This window comes from Streptomyces sp. NPDC086519 (genome assembly GCF_040686075.1).
Taxonomy (GTDB): domain Bacteria; phylum Actinomycetota; class Actinomycetes; order Streptomycetales; family Streptomycetaceae; genus Streptomyces; species Streptomyces shenzhenensis.
In genome coordinates, this window is the sequence record NZ_JBFBJL010000107.1 from 1 (window position 1) to 22320 (window position 22320).

Genomic DNA, 22320 nt, shown 5'->3' on the forward strand with positions numbered 1-22320 from the left:
CGGCCCCCCCCGCGGCCGGGGGCGCCCCCCCCCGGGGGGGCGCCCCCCCCCCGGCGCCGGCGGAACGGCCAGGACGGCATCTGCGCAGAAGCGACACACAGGCTGCACATTGCCTGGCCAAAGGCTCGCTACCGTTCTGGCCGTTCGATCCCACGTGCGATCGAGATCAGGCCACGGCGCAGGGCGCCGCCGGCGCAGTCGAGTCAGGAAGACGCGGATGGACTACTGCTCCTCGTGCCGTCGGCACCTCAACGGCGCGCTGGCGTGCCCCGGATGCGGCGCCTACGCCCCGGACATCGCGCCCCGCGCGGCCGCGGCCCCGGCGCCGGGCGGCACAGTGGCCTGGCAGGCCCCGGCCGACACCGCGTGGCTCGACCCGGCCGCCCACTCCGAAGAGGCCGCCGAGGACCCTTACGAGGGACCGGACGCCGCCCCGCCCGCGGCGATGGGCAGGGCGGCCCGGCGCCGTCAGCGGGTCCGCTGGAAGAAGAACCAGCGGCGGGCCGTGGTGGCCACCGCGGTCGCCCTGGTCGGCGGCGGACTGACCGTCGCCTCGCTGGACCGGCAGGGCACGGACCGGGTCCAGGCGGCCACGGCCCCGGACAACAGGCCCATGGGACTCGCCGACGAACAGCCCGCGGACACCACCCCGGCGGCGTCGGCGCCGACCGGGCGGCACCGGGCCCCGGACCCCTCGTCCGCCGCCCGGTCCGCCACCGCCGACGGCCCGCGGGAGCAGAGCGCCGTCGCGCCCCGTGCCACGCCGACGCCCCGTCAGAGCACCGTCGGCGCACCGCGGCGTACGACGGCCTCCGCCGCCCAGCCGCAGACCGCGGTCACGGTGTCCGGCACCACCGCCGGGGCGGCGGCGCAGCCGGCGGCCACACCCGCACCCACCGCCACCGCGACCCCGCCCTCGACCGCGGGCACATCGGCCCCGGCGGCCTCCCCCGCGCCCACGGCGACCGCCACCTCGCCCTCGGGGCTCTGCCTGCTCGTCATCTGCATCGGCTGACACCCGGGCTCGGACGCCTCTTCACCTTCGGCGTCCGGCCCTTCGCGTTCCGGCACGGGACACCGCGGGCCCGTGCCTCACTCCTCGATCCGGTCCACCAGCCCCCACGCCAGGGCCCGTTCGGCGGAGCGGGCCCGGCCGTCGAGGACCAGGTGCAGCGTGCGCCAGCGGCCGATCCTGCGGGGGATGCCGACCGTGCCGCCGGCCCCGGGAATCAGGCCCATGGCCAGTTCGGGCAGCCGGACGGTGGTGTCCGGGGCGGCCAGGACCCGGGCGGCGAAGGCCGGGAGCTCGATGCCCGCGCCGACACAGGTCCCGTGGATCCTGGCGGTGAGCCGTCCGCCGAGCGCGTGCAGCCGGGTCGCCGCACCCGCCCGGGTGCGGACGAGATGCGCGGCGGCGAGGTCCGCCGCGGTGCCGAACTCGTCCAGGTCGCCGCCGGAGCTGAAACAGGGACCGTTTCCGTCCAGGACCACCTCGCGCACGGTCGTGTCCAGCACGGCGACGTCGAGGGCGGCGACCAGGGCGTCCCGCAGTTCGGCGCCGTGCGCGTTGCGCCGCTCGGGCCGGTCGAGCGTGATCCGCAGGAGGCCGCCCTCGCGGTGGGCCACCACGGGCTCGCGGGTCGCGGGCGGCGGCGCGGGCCGTGGCCCACGGGCCGCGAGCCACCCGGCGAAGCCGGAGCCGCCGAGCAGCGTCGAATAGGCGAGCGATTCCAGGTCGAGGGCGCGCGGGACCGGCAACCGCCCGCTCATGCGCAGGACTTGGCGCAGCACCAGGGCCGCGTGCGGCTGCTCAGCCGCCCGTGCGCACAGGAACTCCGCCTCGGCGACGGGGTCGACGACCGCCACCGTGGCGCGGTGCCCGGCGGCGTCCGTCGCGCGGAGGCGGTCGCGGGAGGCTCGTACCAGTGTCAGGTCCAGGGCACTCAGGAGCGCGCCGGGCCAGTCGGGCACCGGGAGGGCGGTACGCCCGACCAGGAGCCGGTCGCTGTCGCGGGCCCGGCGCACCGCGCGCTCCAGGTCGGCGGCGGTGGGTGCGGTCGCCGGGTCGAGGTCGACGACCGCCAGCGGGAGGGACGGCTCCCCGTGGGAGTCCAGGAGGCCGATGTCCGCCGCTCCGGCCGCGAGATCGGTTATGGAGATCACTGTGGTCGCAGGCACCTCTCTGATCTACCATCCCCGCATGGCCGACCGGGCATCTGGCAGTAGGACCGAACCCTCCCGGCACCGGGCACCCGGCGGTTCACCGGCACCGGCACCGGCCGCGCACCGGCCGGGCGCCGACGCGACGGATCCGGTCCGGCCCTGGCTCGGCATCGGCGCCGCCCGCGTCGCGCAGGACTGGGCGCGCAGCGGCATCCCCCTCCTGACCGGTCACCCGGGCGTGCCTCCGCTGCTTCCTCCCGGCGGGGCGGCCGCCGTCGCCTCCTGGCTGGCCGACCGCATCGCCGCCGCCGGCGGGGCAAGGCTGGACGGTGCCCGGCTCCTCGCCGAGCGGGCCGCGCTCGGCGGGCGGCGACGGCGGGGACGGCTGTCGGTGGGCGGCAGTTGCCGACTGCTGCCCACCGGGGACGGCTGGGCCGCCGTGTCCGACGCGCGTCCGGACGACCCGCTGCTGTGGAGCGCGCTGATCGGGCGGGATCTCGATGCGCGGACGCTGCCCGGCCGGCTGGCCGGCTGGCTCGCCGCGCACGACGGCGCCGACCTGGACGAGCGGGTGGAACTCCTCGGTCTGGCGGGCGGTGCGGTCCGGCCCCGGCCCGGCCACCGCTGCCCGCTGCCGGGACCACCGCGCGATGTGTCCGGGCTGCTGGTGGTCGACTTCAGCGCGCTGTGGGCGGGACCTCTGTGCGCGCACCTGCTGGGCACGGCGGGGGCCAGGGTGGTCAAGGTGGAGACCCCGACCCGCCCGGACGGGGCGCGTTTCGGAGATCCGGCCTTCTACGACCTGCTGCACGCGGGGCATGCCTCGGTCGTCCTCGACCCCATGGACGCGCGCGGCCGGGCCGCCCTGCACGAGCTGGTCGGCCGGGCCGACGTGGTCGTCGAGGCCTCCCGGCCGCGGGCGCTGGCGGGGTTCGGTCTCGACGCGGAGGCGGAGGCGGCCCGCGGCTGCACCTGGATCTCGGTCACCGCGTACGGGCGGGCCTCGAACCGGGTCGGCTTCGGCGACGACGTGGCGGCCGCCCGCGGGCTTCTGGGCACGGACGCGGACGGGCTGCCGGTGTTCGCCGGTGACGCCGTGGCCGACCCGCTCACCGGCCTGCTCGCCGCCGCGCTCGCCCTGTCCGAACAGCCGGGAGGCGGCGGCGCGGTCCGGGACGTGGCGATGGCGGACGTGGTGTCCGCCTGCCTCTCCGTGTCCGGCGCCCCCGACGCCCGGGTCGTCCCGGACGCCGACGGCTGGCGGGTGGACGCCGGCGGCACGACGTACCCGGTGGCCGTACCGCGTCCGCGCCGTCCGGCCGCCACCGCCTCGGCGAGCGGGGCCGACACCGCCACGCTGCTGCGGGGCCTGGGGATCCGGGTCCCGTGAGCGGGCTGCTGATCCGGGACGCGGAGGCCGACGGCCGGCGGTGCTCCGTCCGCGTCCGGGGCGGCCGGATCGAGGAACTCGGTCCGGCGCTCGGGCGCGCGCCCGGCGAGGAGGAGATCGACGCGGCGGGCGGTGTCCTGCTGCCCGGCCTGACGGACCATCACCTGCACCTGTTCGCGCTGGCGGCCGCGGTCGCGTCCGTACGGTGCGGGCCGCCGGAGGTCCGCGACCGCGCGGCACTGCGGGCGGCGCTGCACCGCGCGGCTCCGGACCGGCACGGCTGGATCCGGGGCGTCGGCTACGACGAACGGGTCGCCGGAGCGCTCGACGCCGCCGGGCTCGACGCGCTGCGCGCGGACGTCCCGGTGCGTGCGCAGCACCGCAGTGGCGCCCTGTGGATGCTGAACTCCCGCGCGGCCGAACGGGTCGGCCTCCGGCACGGACGCCATCCCGGCATCGAACGCGATGCGGCCGGGCAGCCGACGGGCCGGGTGTGGCGTGCCGACGACTGGCTGCGCGAGCGGCTGCCCGAGCCCGTCCCGCCGTCCCTGGCGGCGGTGGGCCGCCGGCTCGCCGGGTACGGCGTCACGGCGGTCACCGACGCCACGCCGGGCCTGACCGGCGCTGCCGTGGACCTGCTGGCCGAGGAGGCGCGAAGCGGCCGGCTGCCGCAACGGCTGCTGCTGCTCGGGGCGCCGCTCGGGACACCGCCGACCGGCCGGCCGGCACCGGGTCCCTGGAAGATCGTCCTGGCGGACTCCGGGCTGCCGGATCTCGCACTGCTGACCGAGGAGATCGACGCGGCACACCGCCTGGGCCGGCCGGTCGCCGTGCACACGGTCACGGCGGTCTCGCTGGCCCTGCTTCTCGCGGCGCTGGAACAGACCGGGGTGCTTCCCGGTGACCGGGTCGAACACGCGGCCGTGGTTCCGGCGGAGGCCCTGCCCGTCGTACGGCGGCTGGGGCTGCGCGTGGTCACCCAGCCCGGCTTCCTCGCCGACCGCGGTGACGTGTTCCTCGACGGCACCCCGCCCGGCGAGCGGTCGGGCCTGTACCGCTGCGCCTCGTTCCTGCGCGACGGCATCCCGCTGGCGTTGTCGAGCGACGCCCCGTACGGGCCGCTCGACCCCTGGTCCGTGATCCGGGCGGCCACCACGCGCCGCGTCCCCGGCGGCCGGACCGCGAATCCCGCCGAACGCCTCACCGCCGCCCAGGCGCTGACGTCGTACCTGTCACCGCCGCACTCCCCCGGCGCCCCTCCCCCGCGCCTTGGGCCCGGCTTGGCCGCCGACCTCGTCCTGCTCGCCGTCCCGCTGGCGAAGGCGCTGGCCCGTCCGGCGTCCGATCTGGTGCGGCTGACGCTCGTCCGGGGGCGGATCCAGTATGGGGTGGGCGTCAACTGACGTTCGGAGGCTGCCTGTTCATGAGCGCCAGGGCGGACTCGGCCGCCGTCAGGACGATGTCCGGTCCGGCGCCCGCGGCCGCGGCGACGTCGGTGAGCAGACGGACGTCCTTGCGCAGCAGTGGCCCGGCGTGGGCGGCGAACCGGTCCAGGGTGCCCCCGGCCGCCGCGACCCGGTTCAGCGCGAAGCCGGCCGCGCTGCCGTTGGTGAGGACCCGGGCGAGAGCGGCCGGGTCGACGGCCAGGTCCCGGCCGAGGGCGAGGGTGTCGGCGGCGGTGGCCAGATTGGCGGTGAACAGGGCGTTGTTGAGGAGTTTCGCCAGCTGGCCGGTGCCGAGCGGGCCCATGTGCACGACCGGGTCGGCGTACGTCTCGAACACGGGCCGGCAGTAGTCGACCGTGCCGGGCTCGCCCCCGGCCATCACCACCAGCCGGCCCTCGACCGCGGCGGGGCCGCCGCCGCTCACCGGGGCGTCGATCAGCGTGACGCCGTGGGTACGGGCGCGGTCGGCGAGACGGCGGCAGGTGTCGGGATGGACGGTGCTGTGCACGGCGACCACCCCGCCTCTCGGCAGTCCGGCGAGAACCCCGTGCTCGCCGGTGAGAACCTCCTCGACTCCCACGTCGTCGACCACGCACAGGCACACCAGGTCGCTGGCCGCGGCCAGGTCCGCCGGGGAGGCGGCCCGCTCGGCCGGGGTGTCGGCGAAGGGCAGGAGGGTGACGGGACGGCGGGCCCACAGCGTCGTCGGGTATCCGGCGTCGACGATCCGGCGGGCCATCGGGGCGCCCTGGCTGCCCAGCCCGATGAATCCGACCCGCATCAGCCTGCCTCCTGCCCGAGGTGTTCGGGACCGGGCACCGGCTTGGGTGCGGGCCGGGGCCGCCAGAAGGCGGCGAGCAGGCCGGCGGTGCCCAGTGCGGCCGCTGCGAGCGCGATGCCGGCGCCCGTCCAGCCGTCCCGGTCGAGGCCGGCCGCGTCGTCCAGGGAGGCGCTGCCCGGTCCCAGCGCGGCCAGCGACAGTGCCACGACGGCGAGCGTGAGGACGTACTCGTAGCCCTCCTTGAAGACGAAGAACCCGTTGGGCCGGTGTGCGAGCAGGCCCGCGACCAGCATCACGGAGATGACGGCCGCGCAGGCCAGCGGGGTGAGCAGGCCGGCCAGCAGGAGCACCCCGGCGCCGGTCTCGGTGACCACGCTCAGCCAGGCCTGGAGGGTGCCGTGGGTCAGGCCCAGGCCGGTGAACCAGCGGGCGGTGCCCGCGATGCGGCCGCCGCCGCGCCAGTGGTTGAGGCCGTGCGCGATCATGACGACGCCCAGGACCAGGCGCAACAGCAGTGCTACGGCATCGGCGTGGTTCATCCCGCTCTCCCTTGTCGTGGGGGCGCTGTGCGCCCCGCCTCCCGGGTCGCCGCACACTCCTCGGCGAACGACAGCACCCTCAGGTGACAGGCCCGGGCCGGGTGGCCGAGGCTCAGGTTGTGTCCGGCGTCGGGCTGTTCGCCGGCCCGGACGCGCGGCGACGATGTCGGCGAGGGCGGCGGCGGGGCCGGAGCTCCACACCTCCTCGTGGTCGCCCAGGGTGAAGTGCACGGGTATCCGCACGCGCGCCGCCAGTTCCGGGAACTCGTACCGCCCGCCGCGTGCGGCGGACTCGTACGCGGGTGAGGCCGCGGCGATGCTCGCGCCGCCGAGGACCTCCGGCGGGTACACCGGCGGGTGCAGGTGGCCCGCGCCCCACAGCGCCGCCCGGAGCCGGTCGCGGGCCCGGCGCAGATGCTCGTCGCCACGTTCGAGGAAGGCGACCGGTCGCGGGTGGTGGTGGCGTCCGGTGCCGGCGATCTCCAGGCCGAGCAGTGTGCCGCCCCGTTCGTCGGCGGCCATCCGCACGGCCGGTTCACTGCCCGCCGAATGGGCCATCACGCACACGCCCGCCCCGGTGGGACGGGAGGCGAGCAGGTCGTCCGGGGCCGCGTACGCGAGGCCGACCCGCCGGGCCGGTTCGGCGAGCCGGGGCGCGTGGCGCAGCGAGGCGCCGTAGCCGGGCCGGTCCAGGGCGACGGCGGTGAAGCCGAGGGCGGGGCCGGTACGCAGGAGGGAGAGCCGGGGGTGGCCCGGGCAGTCGAAGCAGGCCGAGTCGGTCCCGCCGCCGTGCAGGGCGAGCACGACGGCCCGCGGGTGCCGCGCCCAACTCGCCCGGTACGACAGCGCGATGCCGTCGACGTGCACCACGCCGGGCACCACCTCGTCATGGCTTTCGGTCACGTGGCCGTCCTGAGGAGCATGACCCCGCTGGGTGCGAGTCCGCCGGTGCTGACCACGGCGACCCGCGCCCCGGGCACCTGACGGGCCCCGCCCTCGCCGCGCAGTTGGACGACCGCCTCGTGGACCAGGCCCATGCCGTGGGTGCGGCCGTGCGAGAGCTGGCCGCCGTGGGTGTTCAGGGGCAGGACGCCGTCCCGGGCGATGTTCTTCCCGCCGTCCAGGAAGTCCTTGGCCTCGCCGATGCCGCAGAAGCCCAACGCCTCTATCCAGGACAGGCAGTTGAAGGAGAAGCCGTCGTAGAGTTCGGCCACGTCGACGTCGGCGGGGCGCATCGAGGTACGGGTCCACAGGTGGGCGGACTGGCCGACCGTCTGGGGTTCGTGTGTGAGGGTGCTCTGGTCCCATTCGATGCGCTCGACGAGCTGGGTGCCGACGGCCTCGACGAGGACCGGCGGCTTGGCGAGGTCGTGCGCGGTGTCGACGGCCGAGACGACGACGGCCACGGCTCCGTCGCAGGGGACGTCGCAGTCGTAGAGCCCGAAGGGCGTGGTGATGGGCCGGGCCCGGAGGTAGTCGTCCATCGTCATCGGGGCGCGGTAGATGGCGGTGGGGTTCAGGCCCGCGTTGGCGCGCTGGTTGAGGGCGATCCAGCCGAGCGTCTCGCGGGTGGTGCCGTAACGGTGCATGTGGCGCTGGGCGTTCTGGGCCAGGGTGTGGGCGGCGGAGGTGGCGCCGAAGGGCTTGAGCCAGCCGGGGTCCGGGCCGCCGGGCAGGGGGATCCGGCCCTGTTTGGCCAGTTCGCCGTAGCTGGACTCCCACACGGTGCGAAAGCACAGCACATGGCGGGCGAGGCCGCCGGCCACCGCGAGCATCGCCGCGATCAGGGAGCCGCCCGGGCCGAAGGTCTCGCTGCCGCCGTTGTACCAGGTGGGGCGGATGCCGAGGGCGGACTCCAGTGCGGTGACTCCGCCTTCGCCGAAGCCGCCCATGGTGGTGGCGCCCGGGTAGCTGGCCAGGCCGTCGATGTCGTCCAGGGTGAGGCCGGCGTCGGCGACCGCGGCCTGGCAGGCCTGCACGGTGAGCGACAGCGGGGGGACCATCAGGCGGCGGCCGAGCGGTGAGGCGCCGATGCCGGTGAGGGCGGCCTTGTCCTCGAACTTCTCCGTGGTGAGCATCGGCCGGATGTGCCGCCGTACCTGGTCGGGTTCGACCTCGTCGGCGGGCAGCGGTGCCGGTTCCCCCTGCTCGGCCGTGGGGCGGAACAGGGGGAACCACACCTGTCCGGCCTGTTCGAAGACCACCTCCATGCGCATGCCGAGGACGAGGTCGGCAGGGTCGCATCCGACAGTGTTGGTGGTGAGCCGGATCCGGGGGTCCTCTTCGAGCGCGACCTGGGCGACGACGTACGGCGACGGCAGGCCGGGGGCGCTGAAGCGGTGGCTGACGGTGAAGCCGACGAGGGTCGCGAATCCGGAGACGGCCCGTACGCCCGTCTCCTGGCCGCGGCAGTACCGGCAGACGGGCTGGGGCGGGTGGATCAGGGCGGTGCAGGAGGTGCACTCCTGGATTCGCAGCCGGCCGTCCGCCCCTGACGTCCAGAAGAACTCGTTCTGGTCCGTGACCAGGGGAAGGGGACGTCCCGAGGATGCGGCCACGTGTGACTCCCTTTCAGCGAGCGGTCTGTGCCCGGCCCGGCCGCACGGTCACGGGCTCGGCGAGGCGCTGCTCGTCGCAGGCCTTCTGGAGGGTCTCCAGCGTCTCCTCCAGGGAGGGGCCGAGCCGCCTGCCCGGGGTGAAGGTCGCCGGGAGGTGGCGCATGCCCTGGATGGTGCCGATGGTCTCGTAGTGGACGGTCCCGGCGGGGTCGCAGTGGTAGTCCGGCATCCGGTCGAGCACGGCCGTCGCCATCCGCTTGAACACCATGCGGGCGACGTTCGAGCCGATGCAGCGGTGGATGCCCAGGCCGAAGCTGCTGTGCCGGTTGCCCTTGCGGTCCAGCAGGACGCGGTCGGGGTCGGCGAAGACGGCCGGGTCGCGGTTGGCCATCGCCCAGGACAGCCACAGGCGTTCACCCTCCTTGAAGCGCTGGCCGGCGATCTCGCAGTCGGCGGAGATCGTGCGGCCGTCGCCCGGTGCCGGGGTGAAGTGGCGCAGGAACTCCTCGGTCGCCGAGTCCAGCAGGGTCTGCCGCTACCGGCTGAGCCGGTCCCGCTCAGCGGGATGCCGGGACAGCCGCTCCAGCGCGTGCGGGGTCTGGGCCGTGGTGGTGGAGCTGCCCCTGCGGCCGGTGTCCACGGGTACCGCCGTGCCGCTCGCCGCGGGCCGGCGGGCGGTCGGCTGGTGGCTGCCCGGCACCGGCCCCGCCATGCCGGCGCCGGCCCGCGGGCGTGTCCTGGAGCGCGTCCGGTTCGGCCGTCCGCTCGCCGCCTCCAGGCGCTACGGCACAGGCTCGCGAAGATCCTGGTGGCGCTGGAGGGCGCCGAGGCCGCCCTCGCCGTGGCCGCGGACGACCTGGGCGCGCTGCCGGCCGAGGCGGCGGCCGGGCAGGCTGCACTGACCGCGGCCCGGTACTGCCGGCAGGCGCTCGGCGGGATCGGGTTCACCGCCGAGCACTCGCTGCACCGGCACGTCCGCCGGACCGTCGTCCTGGACGGACTGCTGGGCAGCGCGCGCGAACTGACCCGCGAGGCCGGGTCGCCGCTGTGCACGCGGGGCACTGCGGCGACCCGGCCTGTGCAGCCGTGACTCAGCGGGCAGCCCGCCGGTCGACTGCTGTGGGCCCCCAGGAAGCCGTCCGCCGACGGCAGCGGCTCACCAGGGCAGTCGGCCGTTCACGTCGAAGTACCCGCCGGTCGGACCGTCCGGGCCGGCCTGTGCCATCCGGACGATGATCTCGGCGCCCTGCTCCACGGTCTGCGTACCGGTGTTGCCGTTCAGGTCCGTCTTGGTGAAGCCGGGCTCGACGGAGTTGATCCGCATCGCGGGGAAGGCCTTCGCGAACTGCACGGTGAGCATGTTGACCGCGGTCTTGGAGGCCGGGTACGCGATACCCGGGTAGAAGTGCGCGAAGTGGTCCGGGTCGGACAGGGCCGTCAGGGAGGCCAGACCGCTGCTGACGTTGACCACCACCGGTGCCGCCGAGCGCTGCAGCAGCGGCAGGAAGGCGTGCAGGACACGGACGACGCCGAAGACGTTCGTCTCGAAGGTGTTCCGCATCTGGTCGGCCGTCACGGTCGCGGCGGTGGGCACGCTGTTGTCCGCGTTCCGGGTCTCGATCCCGGCGTTGTTGATGAGGACGTCGAGCCCGCCGTCGGCCTCGATCTTCTTGGCGGCGGCCTCGACCGAGGCGTCGTCGGTGACGTCGAGGAGGACGAACCGGGCGCCCAGTTCCTCGGCGGCCCGGCGTCCGCGCTCGGCGTCCCTGGCCCCCACGTACACGGTGTGACCCGCGGCGATGAGCTGGCGGGCGGTCTCGTAGCCGATGCCCTTGTTGGCTCCGGTGATCAGTGTTGTCGTCATGCGTCAAGGCTGCGCCCAAGTCGCGGGGGCAGCCAGAAGACCCGTCTTCCTGGGACTGCGGGTACCAGGCACATCCGCGGCCGACCGTGTTGACTGGGGGTATGACGGCGACGGAGTTCGGACGGGCGCTGCGGCGCTGGCGCGACCGGGTCGCCCCGGTCGCGGCGGGGCTGCCGGCCGGCGGCCAACGGCGTGCGGCCGGGCTGCGGCGGGAGGAGCTGGCGCTGCTGGCCGGCATCTCGGTCGACTACGTCACGCGCCTCGAACAGGGCCGGGCGAGCAATCCGTCCGTGCAGGTCGTCGAGGCGCTGGCGCGGGCGCTGCGGCTGTCGGGGGACGAGCGGACGTATCTGTTCGGGCTGGCCGGCCTGGTGGTGCCGGGTCCCGACCTGGTGCCCGCCTACATCACGCCCAGCGTCCAGCGGCTGCTCGACCGGCTGGCCGGCACTCCCGTCGCGGTCACCGACGCGGCCATGACCCTGCTGGTGACCAACCCGATGTACGCGGCACTGATGGGCGACACGTCCGGGTTGCGCGGCTTCGAGCGCAACGGCGTGTGGCGCAACTTCCTCGGCCGGCCGACCCGGGTGCGGCACACCCCCGAGGAGCGGCGTGCCTTCGAGGCCGGCATGGTGGCCGAGCTGCGTTCGACGGCGGCCCGTTATCCGGCCGACCGCCAGCTGCGGCGGATGATCGCGGAGTTGCGGGCCGGGAGCGAGCGGTTCGCCGAGCTGTGGGACGCGGGGGTCGTCGGCCGGCTGGAGGCGTCACGCAAGACGGTCGAGCACCCGCAGGTGGGCGCCCTCACGCTGGACTGCGACCATCTCCGGGTCGAGGAGCACGACCTGCGCATCCTCGTGTACTCGGCCGAGCCGGGCACCGAGGCCGCCGAGAAACTGGAGCTGATCTCGGTGCTCGGCACCCAGCACCTGGCGGGGAAGCACTAACGCAGCTTCTCCTTCTCCCGTCCGGCTTCGCCGGGACCGGGCAGCGCCGACACTGAGCGCGCTGCCGGCGTCATTCCTCCTGCGCGGCACACAGGCCGCCGTCGACGACGATGTCGACGCCGGTCACGAAGCTCGCCTCGTCCGACAGCAGGAAGGCGGCGACGGCGGCGACCTCCTCGCACCGGCCGGCGCGGCCCAGCGGGGTGCTCTCGACGAGCTGCCGCACCGACGCGTGCCGGGCCATCTCCAGCCGCGTCTGCGGGGTGTCGATCGCGCCGGGCGACACCGAGCACGCCCGCGCGCCCACCGGCCCGAGCCTGACCGCCTCGGCGCGGACGAAGCGCTGCACGCCGTAGGTGGCCCACGGGTACGCCCAGGCGGGGTCCTCGACGGCCGGGCCCACCGCTTCGCGGACCCGTTCGAGGAAGTTGTCCTGCAAGGGGTCGTCCAGGACGGCCGCGACCGCCGGGTCGGGGTCGACGTGCGCGATCAGCGGGGACACCGAGGCCAGGTACACGAACGCCGTACCGGCACCGGCCAGCGGGCGCAGCGCCTCGGCGAGCACCGCGGTCGAGACGAAATCGGCCTGGAGCATGTGGCGCCAGTCGTCCTCCTCGAAAGCGACGTTCTCGGCGTGCGCGACGGCCCGGAGAGCGCCGGCTTCCCGAACCCGGCCGGCCAGCCGGGCCACGTCGTCCCGGTCGGCGGTGTCCCCCGCGAACGGCTCGGCGACGGCCCGTTTGCCGTGGCTGGACAGGTCCTTGGCGAACGCGGCCACGGCGGCTTCGTCCCGGTCGACGAGCAATAGCACGTCCACCATGTCGGCCAGTCGGCTCGCACATGCCTGCCCCGTCCCGCGACCGGCACCGGTGGCAATACCTACCGTGGTCATGCGCCACTCCTCACTAGAGACACTCGTCACAGCTCGAGTGTCTCGCGGGCGGCGGCGCCCGGGCTGCCGCGGGGCCCGGAGGGGGTCACGGAGTGCACACGTCCTTCAGTTTCCCGGCCGCGGCGTCGATCCTGGCGGGGTCGGGGTCGGTTTCTCCGTTCAGGATGGCTTTGTTGTAGTCCCGGATCGCTTTGTCGAGGTCCTCGACCGCCTTGCCGACCTTGTCGTCGTCCGTCTTTTCGTTGATCTTGTCGAGGTTCTTCTCGATGGCGGTGACGGATTCCTCGGTTCGTGCCGGGTCCCCGATCGCGTCGGCGCCGGCCCGGTTGATGGCGGTGATGCTGTCGGCGATGGAGTCGGCGTTGGTGAGGCAGTCCAGTGAGTCGTCGGGGTCGCACCCGGTGGCGAGTGCGGCGGTCAGTGCGACGGCGGCCGCGGCGGTGGCGAGGGCGGTGGTGCGTCGGCGTCGGTCGATGGCCATGGGATCGGTCCCTTCTGGCGGCAGCGCGCTCGCGGCCGCTGCCGAAGTCCTCTGCGGCAAGAGCTCGGCGCTCCCCCGGTCTGTGCCGTCCACGATTCCGTGGGCTGCCGGCGGCGACGAGGAGGCTGACTCCCCAACCCGTGGTGCAGTCCGCTCCACCACGGCCGGACGGCACAGGTGCGCCGTGGTGCCCGATCCCGCCGACGCCGGACACCGCGGCGCTGCCCCGGCCCGAAGGGCCGTACGTCCGTCAGGCCGCCGGTGCGGCCGGGGCCGCGGCCTCCTCCAGGCTCCTGCTCCTCGGCATGAGCGCGACGAGCAGCATGCCGAAGGCGCAGCATCCGACGACGAGCCAGAGTCCGTTGGTGAAGCCCGCATCGAGGTAGAACTGGGTGCCCTTGAGGACCACTCCGTGCTGGGCCATGACCACGAAGGCGAGCTGGGAGACGATGATCTGGGCGACGCCCTGCGCGAGCGTCTGGGCGCCGTTGGCCAGGGCCTGTTCCTCCGGTGTCACCACCTCGATGATCATGATGGGGACGACGGCGACGACCATGCCCGTGCCCAGACCGGCGATCACGCCCATGCCCACGATCTGGGGGCCGTTGTGGTGCAGTTGGGTCCCGATGCCGTAGCCGAGGACCGTGAGCGCGGCACCGGCGGCCAGCAGGATCCGGGCGTCCACGCGGCGGGCGACCCAGCCGGTGCCCACCGCACCGATGATGATCATCGCGCTGATCGGGCTGGTGACCACGGCGTTGTGGGTCCCGGACCAGCCCAGCCCGTCGGAGACGTGCGGGATCTTCGGCATCAGCACCAGCAGCTGGATCACCACACCGACGGCGCTGAGCGAGCCGGCCGCCACGGAGGTGGCCAGCAGGACGGTCCACACGGGCCGGCGCCGCGTCATGGACGGCGGGAACAGCGGCTCGGCCACCCGGCGTTCGACGAGCACGAAGGCGAGCAGCGCGAGGGCCGAGCCCGCGACGAAGGCGATGAACCTGCCGCTGCCCCAGCCCCAGTCCGTGCCCTCTCCGACCGCGTAGACGAGCGCGGTGACGCCCGCGCCGAGCAGGATCCCGCCGGTCCAGTCCATCCGGCCGGCCCGCTCGCGGACCGGGCTCTCCGGGACGAGGGCGGCCACCAGGACGAAGCTCACGGCGGTGCTGACGGCCATGAACCACAGCACTCCGCGGAAGCCGTAGTCGTCCAGGAGCCAGCCGGCCAGGAACGGTCCGCCGAAGGCGACCAGGCCCACGCCGCCGGCGAGGATCCCACTGGCGATGCCGACCCAGCGGCGCGGCAGGATGTCGCGGGTGATCGCGTACCCGATCGGCATCGTGGCCGCATACAGGCCCGCGATGCCGCGGCCGAGCAGCAGGGTTCGGTAGTCGGTGGCGACGGCGGCGAGCAGGTCGCCGGCGAAGCCCAGTCCGGTGGCGACGAGCAGGGCACGCTTCTTTCCGAACAGGGCCGCGCCCTTGACCATGAACGGCAGGAAGAAGGTGCCGCTCAGCAGGGTCATCAGGGTGAACCAGGCGATCTGGGTGGTCCGGAAGCGGATCGCGACGTCGGCCTGGGCGACGCCGGACAACGCGGCGACGAGCGAGACCAGTTGGACCGTCCACAGCAGCGCGCCGACGACGAGCACGTTGCGGCTGGTGGAGCGGGATCTCTTGTCCGCCTGCGGCGGAGCGGTCTGCGTGTGGGACATGAGGGCCTTCCGTGGACGGTCGGGGGCGCGGGAAGCCGCCGCGGACAGACACGGCTGACGCGCCTTGCCGGAGGGGAGATCGGACGGGCACAGCCGTGAGCCGGCCGATCCGGAACGCCGACGTATCTCGTCGGCCCATGCGAAGTGCGGGGAGGCGCCGGCGCGAGCACCACACCCGTGGCGCCGCCCGGCTTCGCACGTAACGTAGACCTAACGGTCGGTACAATCAATCCTCCGGACCGGAGAAATTCCCCGCAGAGTGCGACTTCCGGGCAACAGAAAAATGCCGCGCGAACAACACAATTCGCGCAGCATGAAAAGCGGAGGAAAGCAAAGGAAAGCGGAGGAAGGCGGAGGGAAGTGGGGGCGCCACCGGCCGGTGGCGCCCGGTCAGGAGGCGGCGGTGTCCGTACCCGGCGGGAACTGGTGCCGGAGGAAGGCCCCGGACCACGCCATCAGGTCGGACGGCACGTAGTAGCCGGTCTCGTCGTTGATCGCCTCCCAGTTCTTCGCGACGTCCTCGACGGCGGCGGAGCCGTCCCGGTGGACGTAGCCCGGGGTGGAGGCGAGGAAGAGGCGGGCGAAGCGGCCGGCGCCCGCGGTGTAGATCTCCCCGCTGACGGGGCAGTCCTCATGGGCGAGGTAGGCGACCATCGGGGCCACCGCGTCCGAGGGCATGTACGGACCGCCGGCGGCGGGCTCGGCCGGCTCCTCCTCCGGGCCGCCGCCCATGCGGGTCATCGCGGCCGGGGCGATCAGGTTGACCTTGATGCCGTGCGGTTCGCCGGCCAGCTTCGCGCTGCGGGCCAGGCCGACCGTGCCGGCCTTCGCGGCGGCGTACCCCAGGTTGTCGGGGAGCCCGAACATGCCGCTGGAGGTGGTCAGGACGACCCGGCCGTAGCGCTGGCCGACGAAGTGCGGCCAGGCGGCACGCAGGGTGTTGAAGGAGCCCGTCAGGTGTACGGCGAGGTGGCGTTCGAGGTTGTCGGCGTCGGCCTCGGGGAGCCCGGCCCAGCGGATGATGCCGGCGTTGTTGACGAGGACGTCGATGCGGCCGAAGTGCTCGACCGCCGCACCGACGATCGCCGCGCCGCCCTCGGGCGTGGCCACGTCGTGGGTGTCGGCCACGGCCGTGCCGCCCGCCGCGGTGATCTCCCCGACGACCTTCTGGGCGGGCCCCTCGTCGGCGCCGTCGCCCTCCATCGAGCCGCCGAGGTCGTTGACGACGACCTGCGCGCCGCGCTCGGCCAGCAGGCGCGCGTAGGCCCGGCCGAGGCCCCGGCCCGCGCCGGTGACGACGGCGACGCGTCCTTCGAAGCTGAACTCGCTCATGCGTGACTCCTGTTGTACGCCACCCGCGGGTGGACCTGAGGTGGGCCCGAGGTCGGCCCCGGTGTGCCGGGCCGCCCGCCCCGTGGTCCCCGGACGGGGCGGGCGGCCGGCGGTTGTCGCGCTACCAGGTGACCGGCAGCTCGTGGATGCCGAAGGCGAGCGCGTCGTCCCTGCGGAACTTCAGCTCCTCGCGGTCGATCGCGAGGCGCAGGGTGGGGATGCGCCGGTAGAGCGTTCCGTAGACGACCTGGAGCTCGATGCGGGCGAGCTGCTGGCCGAGGCACTGGTGGATGCCCCAGGCGAACGCGTGGTGGTGGCGCGCCTCGCGGGTGAGGTCGAGTTTCTCCGGCTGCGGGAACGCCTGCGGGTCCCAGTTGCCCGCCGGCAGGGGCACTATGATGCCCTCCCCGGCCTTGATGGTCACGCCCTCGATCTCGATGTCCTCGCGGGCGATCCGCCGCTGTCCGAGCGCCGGGATGGTCAGGTAGCGCAGCAGTTCCTCGACGGCGCCCGCGACGGCCTTCGGGTCGTCGGTCTCGCGCAGCAGCGCGAGCTGGTCCGGGTTCTCGAAGAGCGCCGCGGTGCCCAGGGTGATCATGCTGGCGCTGGTCTCGTGACCGGCGATCAGCAGGATCATGCACAGCAGGGTGGCCTCGGGCAGGGTGCACTCGCCCGCCTTGATCCGCGCGGCGAAGTCCGAGACGACGTCCTCGGTGGGCTCGTCCGTCTTCCGCTGCAGCAGTCCGGCGAGATAGCCGCCCAGCGCCTGGTTGGCCGCCCGCTGCTCTTCGAGGGTCTTGTCGCTCCTGGTGGCGAAGGAGGCGTGCTCCTGGAAGAACTCGTGGTCCTCGTACGGCACCCCGAGCAGCGCGCAGATCATCAGCGAGGGCAGCGGCAGCGACAGCGCCGTCACCAGATCCACCGGCTTGGGACCGGCCAGCATCTTGTCGATGAGGTCGTCGGTGAACTTCTGGATCTCCGGCCGCAGCGCCTCCATCCGGGGGCGGGTGAACGGCCGCGTCATCATGCGGCGGATCCGCGAGTGGTCGGCTCCGTCGGCGTTGAAGATGGTCAGCGGGTGCTCGTGGACGCTCGCCGCCATGACGGGGTTGGGGTGCGGGAAGCCAGGCTGCTTGTCGTCCGAGCTCACCCGGGGGTCCGAGAGGATCGTGCGCTGCGCCGCGTGCCCGGTCACCAGCCAAGGGGTGCTGCCGTCCCAGATCCGGCCCCGCGACACGGGCGCCTTGTCGTGCAGGGCACGCAGCCCGGGCGGCGGGGCGTAGGGGCACGCGCGGTCCCGTGCTCCCGGGTAGTCGAAGATCTCCGGGTCGGCGGCCGGTCCGGTGTCTGCCTCGGTCATGGTCGTTCCTCCAGGTGTGGGGCGGGGGGGAAGGGGGACGTGCCGTCAGTCCTCGATGCGGATCGCCAGCGCGGGGCAGACCGCCGCCGCGTTGCGGACGTCGTCGGCCAGCTCCGCAGGCGGGTTCTCGTTGAGCACGACGACGATGCCGTCCTCGTCACGCTGGTCGAACACGTCCATGGCGGCGGCCACGCACTGTCCGGCGGCGACACACTTGTCCTCGTCGACGACAACCTTCATGGGGGGGATCTCCTTGGCTCTTGTCAGAGGGTGGGGGTAAGGGCGTCGACGGCGTCGACGATCTCCTGCCGCCGCAGGCGGGCCTGCTTGGGCATGTTCCAGCCGAGGACACCGGTGACCCGGCCCTCGCTGCGGTACCGGGCGACGAACCGACGGGCGGACAACTCGCCCTCGACGACGTCCACTTCGGCGTCGGCGGGCAGGAAGCCGTGGACCTGGAGCCTGGCGTCGAACTGGTCCGTCCAGAAGTACGGGACCGGTGCGTACGGCCTGCCGTCGCCGAGGATCGCCGCGGCGACCGCCACGGCCTGTTCGGTGGCGTTCGTACGGTTCTCCAGGCGGACCGGCCGGCCGAGCCACTGGTGGTGCCAGCGGGCCACGTCGCCGACCGCGTAGATCCCGTCCGCGGCCCGGCACGTGGCGTCGCAGAGCACGCCGTTGTCCAGCCGCAGTCCGCTGTCCGCCAGCCACTCCGTCGCCGGGACGGCGCCGATCGCGACGGCCACCACGTCGGCCGGCAGCGTCTCCCCACTGGAGAGCCGTACGCCGGTGACCCGGCCGGCCGCGTCGCCGGCGAGGCCGACGACGCCGTCTCCCAGCCGCAGGCGGACCCCGTGCTCGGTGTGCAGTGCGGCCAGTACGCCGGACACCAGCGGGCCCACCTGCAGCGCCATGGGCGCGTCGAGGGGGCCGGTCAGCGTGACGTCCAGGCCCAGCCTGCGGCCGGTCGCCGCGATCTCGGAACCCAGGACGCCCTCGCCGACGACCACCAGCCGCGTACCCTCCAGGAGGGCCTTGCGCAGGGCCAGCGCGTCGTCCAGGGTGCGCAGCACATGCACCCCGGCCGGCACATCCTGCCCGGGCAGCCGCCGCGGCCGTACTCCGGTGGCGATCACGATCGCGTCGGCCGACAGCTCCCGGCCTGAGCCGGTGCGCACGGTTCGGGCCGCCGCGTCCAGCGCCACCGCCGGGTCGCCGAGCAGGAACTCGGCGTCCAGCGACGCCAGGTGCTCCCCGGTGCGCAGCGCTGCCCGGCCGGGTTCCCAGTCGCCGGCCAGGACCTGCTTGGACAGCGGGGGCCGGTCGTACGGCGCGTGCGGCTCGTCGCCGAGCACCGTGAGGCGGCCGGTGTACCCCTTGCGCCGCAGGGCCTCCGCGGTGGTGAGCCCGGACGCGGAGGCGCCCACCACCAGGATGCGGTCCGGGGCCGTCATCCGAGCACCTCTCCGGTCTTGTTCCCCCCGGTGATGCCCTCGATCGTCATGCGTGACTCCGTTGCGTTGCGGTGCGGGTGTCCCTGAGGGAAAAATAGACCGACCGGTCGAATGAATCAATATGATTCCCGGAACGGTGCCCCGCGGGACGGGGCACCTGCCCGGAAGGCCGGCGAACACCGCACACCCGCCGGTGTCGCGCCGCCGCGGCTCACACCAGGTAGCGTCCGCCGTTGGCGCTGAGGCTCTGCCCGGTCACGTAACCTGCCTCCTCCGAGGCGAGGTAGGCCACCGCGTAGGCGACGTCCTCGGGCTGCCCGGCCCGCTTCATCGGCATGGTGGCGGCGGCCGCCTCGACGTCGACCGGCCCCTCGCGCACCAGGGGGGTGTCGATGAAGCCGGGCGGGACGTGGTTGACCGTGATGCCCTTGTCCGCGTACTCGATCGCCAGCGCCCGGGTGAGGCCGATGACGCCGCCCTTGGACGCGGCGTAGTGGGCCATGGCGGGGGCACCGGTCTGCGCGGAGGAGGAGGAGATGTTGACGATCCGGCCCCAGCCCGCCGCCAGCATGTCGGGCACCAGTTCCCTGGTGACCAGGAACGGCCCCTTGAGATTGACGCCGATCATGCGGTCCCACGCGGCCTCGCTGATGCCGGTGAAGGGCACGTAGCCGGTGATCCCGGCGTTGTTCACCAGGATCGTGACGGGGCCCAGTTCCTCGCGGGTCCGGGCCGCCGAGGCGGCGACGACCGCGGCGTCGGCCGCGTCCCCGCCCACGGCGATCGCGGTGCCGCCCGCCGCCTGGATCTCGGCGACGGTCTTCTCGGCGCCCTCGGCGTTCAGGTCCCAGACGGCGACGGCGGCACCGCGGGCGGCGAGGACGGCGGCGACCGCCCGCCCGATCCCGCGGGCGCCGCCGGTGACGACCGCGACCTTTCCTTCCAGTGACATGGTTGCTCCTTGCGTGCGTGGTTCGGGTGCCATCCGGTCGGGGCTATTCGCCCAGCGCCTCGCGGGCCGCGGTCCGGGCCGCCACCGCGCGGGGGAAACCGGCGTAGCCGGCGGCGTGGTAGATGACCTCGGCGATCTCGTCCCGGGTCAGTCCGTTGGTCAGCGCGACCCTGACGTGGGTCTTCAGTTCGGTCTCGGCGCCCAGCGCGATCAGCAGGCCGAGCGTGACCAGACTGCGGTCGCGGGGGGCGAGCCCCTCGCGGGCCCACATCGCCCCCCAGACACTGGTCAGGCCGATGTCGACCAGTTCCTCCCCGAGACGGCCGTCACGCAGGTCGACCCCCCCTTCGGGGAAGACGCCGGGCAGGGCCGCCCGCATGGCCTTCCAGCCGGCGGCTCGCAGGTCGGCGGTGGTTCCGGACCCCGTTGCGGTGGACTCCTGGACGTCCTCGGTCGTCATGCGCGACTCCTCTGCCACGTCATTGTGCGGTTCGCCTGAGCGAAAGTTAATTCAAACGGTCGGTACAATCAATGCTCCGGCCGATCCGGTCGCCCGCGCCGCTCGGGGCGCCCGGCACCCGGCGAGGCCCCCGGGAATCCCGAACCCGCAGCATCACGACCATTGATCGGGCCCACCCCCTCCTCTACGCTCGCCCTGAATATTCGACCGACTGGTCGAAACATCATTGCAGGCTCACGCGGGAGCAGCGGCCCCTGTCACGTTGGAGGGCAGATGAGCGAATCGACGAAGGCGCCGGAAACGGCGTCCGCCACGCAGGCGCAGGCACCTGAGCGGAGCTCGGCGGACCTGGTGGACGTCCTGGTGATCGGCGCCGGGGTCACCGGCATCTACCAGCTCTACCAGGCCCGCGAGGCCGGCTTCTCGGTGCAGCTCCTTGAGGCCGGGGGCGGCGTGGGCGGCACCTGGTACTGGAACCGCTACCCCGAGGCGCGCTTCGACTCCGAGAGCTACACCTACGGCTACCTGTTCTCCAAGGAGTTGTGGGAGGAGTGGGAGTGGTCGGAGCACTTCGCCGGCCAGCCGGAGATCGAGCGGTACTTCAACCACGTCGTCGACCGGTTCGACCTGCGCCGGCACATCGCCTTCCATGCCAAGGTGACCTCAGCGGTATGGGACGAGCCGTCCGGGACGTGGACCGTGCGCACGGCCGACGGCACCGAGCGCCGGGCCCGGTTCGTGGTCGCGGCGACCGGCATCCTCTCGGTACCCTTCGTGCCGGACATCCCCGGCCGCGCGGACTTCCGCGGCGAGCAGCACCACACCGGCCGCTGGCCGAGGACGCCGGTGGACTTCACCGGCAAGCGGGTGGCCCAGATCGGCACCGGATCCAGCGGGGTGCAGATCGTCCCCGCGATCGCCGACGAGGTGGCCTCCCTGACGGTGTACCAGAAGGTGGCCGACTGGCTCACCCCGCTCAACAACAGGCCGATCACGCCCGAGGAGCAGGCCGAGCTGAAGGCCGGCTTCGAGCCCATCCGCTCCACCCTGAACAGTTCGGTGAGCGGATTCCTGCACCAGATCACCATGCGCTCGGGCCTCGACGACACCCCGGAGCAGCGGCAGGAGTTCTACGAGCAGAAGTGGAACGGGCCCGGCTTCACCAAGCTCTCCGAGCACTACTACGACATGACCACGAACCCGACGGTCAACGCGGAGTGGTGCGCGTTCATCGCCGCCAAGATCCGTTCCATCGTCAAGGACCCGGAGACGGCCGAGAAGCTGATCCCCAAGGGGCACGGCTACGGCGGCCGCCGGCCGCCGTTCGGCACCGGTTACTACGAGGCGTACAACAAGCCGACGGTCCATCTGGTCGATCTCAACGAGACCCCGATCGTCCGCATCACCGAGACCGGCGTGGAGACCTCGGAGGGCGTGCGGGAGGCCGACATCATCATCTGGGCGACCGGCTACGACTTCGGCACCGGCGCGCTCAACCGGCTGGGTGTGCGCGGCCGTCAGGGACTCGCGCTGGAGGAGTACTGGGCGGACGGACCGTCCACCTACCTGGGCGTCACGACCGCCGGCTTCCCGAACTTCTTCTTCCCCGGCGGTCCGCACGGCGCGCTCGGCAACAACCCGCGCTACTCCGGCGACCAGGTGGACTACGTGATGGACGTGCTCAGGCACGCGCGCGACCACGGCCACGACGTCGTCGAGGTCACCCCGGCCGCGGAGGAGGAGTGGACGAACCTGGTCAACGACAGCGAGGGCCAGTCCTCCTTCCTCAAGAGCAGCTACTTCTACGGGGCCAACATCCCCGGAAAGGCGATCAAGCAGCTGCTCAACCCGACCGGCCGCTGGAAGCTGCAGGAGCTGATCCGGGAGTCCGTCGCCGCCCCGCTGCTCATCGGCACCGACCTGCGCAAGGCCTCCGCGGCGACCTTCGGCATCCTGGACAACAGGGAGGTCATCGCCGTCGACCAGGA

22 protein-coding genes are annotated in these 22320 nt (G+C 73.7%); 6 read left to right on the forward strand and 16 right to left on the reverse strand.

Going from position 1 to position 22320, the window contains the following annotated elements; translation table 11 throughout:
• Positions 1-217: 217 nt before the first annotated feature.
• On the forward strand, positions 218-1015 hold the full coding sequence (locus tag AB0P24_RS45410; RefSeq protein WP_365804928.1) for a hypothetical protein: 798 nt from the start codon (positions 218-220) through the stop codon (positions 1013-1015).
• Positions 1016-1092: 77 nt separating this feature from the next.
• On the opposite strand, the gene AB0P24_RS45415 is transcribed toward AB0P24_RS45410, so the two are convergent.
• Positions 1093-2178 (reverse strand): enoyl-CoA hydratase/isomerase family protein, encoded by a 1086-nt coding sequence (locus tag AB0P24_RS45415; protein WP_365804930.1) that lies wholly within the window; start codon positions 2176-2178, stop codon positions 1093-1095.
• A gap of 22 nt (positions 2179-2200) precedes the next feature.
• Here AB0P24_RS45415 and AB0P24_RS45420 point away from each other — a divergent pair, with 22 nt between their 5' ends.
• Both AB0P24_RS45420 and AB0P24_RS45425 read left to right on the forward strand, forming a co-directional pair.
• On the forward strand, positions 2201-3553 hold the full coding sequence (locus tag AB0P24_RS45420) for a CoA transferase (protein WP_365804932.1): 1353 nt from the start codon (positions 2201-2203) through the stop codon (positions 3551-3553).
• Positions 3550-4956 carry an amidohydrolase family protein gene (locus AB0P24_RS45425; protein ID WP_365804934.1) on the forward strand — a complete coding sequence of 469 codons (1407 nt, stop codon included), beginning with the start codon at positions 3550-3552 and terminating at the stop codon, positions 4954-4956. The genes AB0P24_RS45420 and AB0P24_RS45425 overlap by 4 nt, the downstream gene beginning before the upstream one ends.
• Here the strand turns inward: AB0P24_RS45425 and AB0P24_RS45430 are convergent.
• The 5 genes from AB0P24_RS45430 to AB0P24_RS45450 are packed head-to-tail and all read right to left on the reverse strand — an operon-like array spanning position 4949 to position 9588.
• Positions 4949-5779 carry an NAD(P)-dependent oxidoreductase gene (locus AB0P24_RS45430; RefSeq protein ID WP_365804936.1) on the reverse strand — a complete coding sequence of 277 codons (831 nt, stop codon included), beginning with the start codon at positions 5777-5779 and terminating at the stop codon, positions 4949-4951. The genes AB0P24_RS45425 and AB0P24_RS45430 overlap by 8 nt on opposite strands.
• Positions 5779-7221 (reverse strand): DoxX family protein, encoded by a 1443-nt coding sequence (locus AB0P24_RS45435; RefSeq protein WP_365804938.1) that lies wholly within the window; start codon positions 7219-7221, stop codon positions 5779-5781. Before AB0P24_RS45435 ends, AB0P24_RS45430 begins: the two co-directional genes overlap by 1 nt.
• Positions 7218-8876, reverse strand: a complete 1659-nt coding sequence (locus AB0P24_RS45440) for an OB-fold domain-containing protein (RefSeq protein WP_365804940.1) — start codon at positions 8874-8876, stop codon at positions 7218-7220. Before AB0P24_RS45440 ends, AB0P24_RS45435 begins: the two co-directional genes overlap by 4 nt.
• Before the next feature lie 13 nt (positions 8877-8889).
• On the reverse strand, positions 8890-9402 hold the full coding sequence (locus tag AB0P24_RS45445) for a cytochrome P450 (RefSeq protein ID WP_365804970.1): 513 nt from the start codon (positions 9400-9402) through the stop codon (positions 8890-8892).
• Between the two features lie 9 nt (positions 9403-9411).
• The gene (locus tag AB0P24_RS45450) at positions 9412-9588 is read right to left on the reverse strand and encodes a hypothetical protein (RefSeq protein ID WP_365804942.1); all 177 of its coding nucleotides are present in this window, start codon (positions 9586-9588) and stop codon (positions 9412-9414) included.
• Between the two features lie 96 nt (positions 9589-9684).
• On the opposite strand from AB0P24_RS45450, the gene AB0P24_RS45455 reads away from it, so the two are divergent.
• On the forward strand, positions 9685-9966 hold the full coding sequence (locus AB0P24_RS45455; protein WP_365804944.1) for a hypothetical protein: 282 nt from the start codon (positions 9685-9687) through the stop codon (positions 9964-9966).
• 66 nt (positions 9967-10032) lie between these two features.
• On the opposite strand, the gene AB0P24_RS45460 is transcribed toward AB0P24_RS45455, so the two are convergent.
• Positions 10033-10740 (reverse strand): SDR family oxidoreductase, encoded by a 708-nt coding sequence (locus AB0P24_RS45460; protein ID WP_365804946.1) that lies wholly within the window; start codon positions 10738-10740, stop codon positions 10033-10035.
• Positions 10741-10841: 101 nt separating this feature from the next.
• On the opposite strand from AB0P24_RS45460, the gene AB0P24_RS45465 reads away from it, so the two are divergent.
• Positions 10842-11687 carry a helix-turn-helix transcriptional regulator gene (locus AB0P24_RS45465; RefSeq protein WP_365804948.1) on the forward strand — a complete coding sequence of 282 codons (846 nt, stop codon included), beginning with the start codon at positions 10842-10844 and terminating at the stop codon, positions 11685-11687.
• 70 nt (positions 11688-11757) lie between these two features.
• Here the strand turns inward: AB0P24_RS45465 and AB0P24_RS45470 are convergent, their stop codons facing one another.
• From AB0P24_RS45470 to AB0P24_RS45510, 9 genes are all read right to left on the reverse strand, one after another.
• Positions 11758-12579: an SDR family oxidoreductase gene (locus AB0P24_RS45470; protein ID WP_365804950.1), complete on the reverse strand. Its 822-nt coding sequence runs from the start codon at positions 12577-12579 to the stop codon at positions 11758-11760.
• A gap of 85 nt (positions 12580-12664) precedes the next feature.
• Positions 12665-13060, reverse strand: a complete 396-nt coding sequence (locus AB0P24_RS45475; protein WP_365804952.1) for a hypothetical protein — start codon at positions 13058-13060, stop codon at positions 12665-12667.
• Between the two features lie 250 nt (positions 13061-13310).
• Complete coding sequence (locus tag AB0P24_RS45480) at positions 13311-14774, reverse strand: MFS transporter (RefSeq protein WP_365804954.1); 1464 nt, start codon at positions 14772-14774, stop codon at positions 13311-13313.
• Between the two features lie 390 nt (positions 14775-15164).
• Entirely contained in the window at positions 15165-16106 is a 942-nt protein-coding gene (locus AB0P24_RS45485) for an SDR family NAD(P)-dependent oxidoreductase (RefSeq protein ID WP_365804956.1), read from the reverse strand.
• Between the two features lie 121 nt (positions 16107-16227).
• Positions 16228-17466, reverse strand: a complete 1239-nt coding sequence (locus AB0P24_RS45490) for a cytochrome P450 (protein WP_365804958.1) — start codon at positions 17464-17466, stop codon at positions 16228-16230.
• 45 nt (positions 17467-17511) lie between these two features.
• Positions 17512-17706 (reverse strand): ferredoxin, encoded by a 195-nt coding sequence (locus AB0P24_RS45495; protein ID WP_365804960.1) that lies wholly within the window; start codon positions 17704-17706, stop codon positions 17512-17514.
• 23 nt (positions 17707-17729) lie between these two features.
• Complete coding sequence (locus AB0P24_RS45500; protein ID WP_365804962.1) at positions 17730-18920, reverse strand: FAD-dependent oxidoreductase; 1191 nt, start codon at positions 18918-18920, stop codon at positions 17730-17732.
• 211 nt (positions 18921-19131) lie between these two features.
• The gene (locus AB0P24_RS45505) at positions 19132-19872 is read right to left on the reverse strand and encodes an SDR family NAD(P)-dependent oxidoreductase (RefSeq protein WP_365804964.1); all 741 of its coding nucleotides are present in this window, start codon (positions 19870-19872) and stop codon (positions 19132-19134) included.
• A gap of 43 nt (positions 19873-19915) precedes the next feature.
• Complete coding sequence (locus tag AB0P24_RS45510; RefSeq protein ID WP_365804966.1) at positions 19916-20332, reverse strand: carboxymuconolactone decarboxylase family protein; 417 nt, start codon at positions 20330-20332, stop codon at positions 19916-19918.
• 273 nt (positions 20333-20605) lie between these two features.
• Between AB0P24_RS45510 and AB0P24_RS45515 the strand changes: the two genes are divergently transcribed.
• On the forward strand, positions 20606-22320 hold a 1715-nt coding region (locus AB0P24_RS45515), incomplete at its 3' end, for an NAD(P)-binding domain-containing protein (RefSeq protein WP_365804968.1).

What these genes read in the sequence shown, in the direction of transcription:
- AB0P24_RS45490 (WP_365804958.1), bottom strand. Translation starts at nt 17,466, where the DNA reads ATGACCGAGGCAGACACCGGACCGGCCGCCGACCCGGAGATCTTCGAC.
- AB0P24_RS45465 (WP_365804948.1), top strand. Translation starts at nt 10,842, where the DNA reads ATGACGGCGACGGAGTTCGGACGGGCGCTGCGGCGCTGGCGCGACCGG.
- AB0P24_RS45500 (WP_365804962.1), bottom strand. Translation starts at nt 18,920, where the DNA reads ATGACGGCCCCGGACCGCATCCTGGTGGTGGGCGCCTCCGCGTCCGGG.
- AB0P24_RS45420 (WP_365804932.1), top strand. Translation starts at nt 2,201, where the DNA reads ATGGCCGACCGGGCATCTGGCAGTAGGACCGAACCCTCCCGGCACCGG.
- AB0P24_RS45495 (WP_365804960.1), bottom strand. Translation starts at nt 17,706, where the DNA reads ATGAAGGTTGTCGTCGACGAGGACAAGTGTGTCGCCGCCGGACAGTGC.
- AB0P24_RS45485 (WP_365804956.1), bottom strand. Translation starts at nt 16,106, where the DNA reads ATGAGCGAGTTCAGCTTCGAAGGACGCGTCGCCGTCGTCACCGGCGCG.
- AB0P24_RS45480 (WP_365804954.1), bottom strand. Translation starts at nt 14,774, where the DNA reads ATGTCCCACACGCAGACCGCTCCGCCGCAGGCGGACAAGAGATCCCGC.
- AB0P24_RS45450 (WP_365804942.1), bottom strand. Translation starts at nt 9,588, where the DNA reads ATGGCGGGGCCGGTGCCGGGCAGCCACCAGCCGACCGCCCGCCGGCCC.
- AB0P24_RS45475 (WP_365804952.1), bottom strand. Translation starts at nt 13,060, where the DNA reads ATGGCCATCGACCGACGCCGACGCACCACCGCCCTCGCCACCGCCGCG.
- AB0P24_RS45505 (WP_365804964.1), bottom strand. Translation starts at nt 19,872, where the DNA reads ATGTCACTGGAAGGAAAGGTCGCGGTCGTCACCGGCGGCGCCCGCGGG.
- AB0P24_RS45460 (WP_365804946.1), bottom strand. Translation starts at nt 10,740, where the DNA reads ATGACGACAACACTGATCACCGGAGCCAACAAGGGCATCGGCTACGAG.
- AB0P24_RS45410 (WP_365804928.1), top strand. Translation starts at nt 218, where the DNA reads ATGGACTACTGCTCCTCGTGCCGTCGGCACCTCAACGGCGCGCTGGCG.
- AB0P24_RS45470 (WP_365804950.1), bottom strand. Translation starts at nt 12,579, where the DNA reads ATGACCACGGTAGGTATTGCCACCGGTGCCGGTCGCGGGACGGGGCAG.
- AB0P24_RS45430 (WP_365804936.1), bottom strand. Translation starts at nt 5,779, where the DNA reads ATGCGGGTCGGATTCATCGGGCTGGGCAGCCAGGGCGCCCCGATGGCC.
- AB0P24_RS45510 (WP_365804966.1), bottom strand. Translation starts at nt 20,332, where the DNA reads ATGACGACCGAGGACGTCCAGGAGTCCACCGCAACGGGGTCCGGAACC.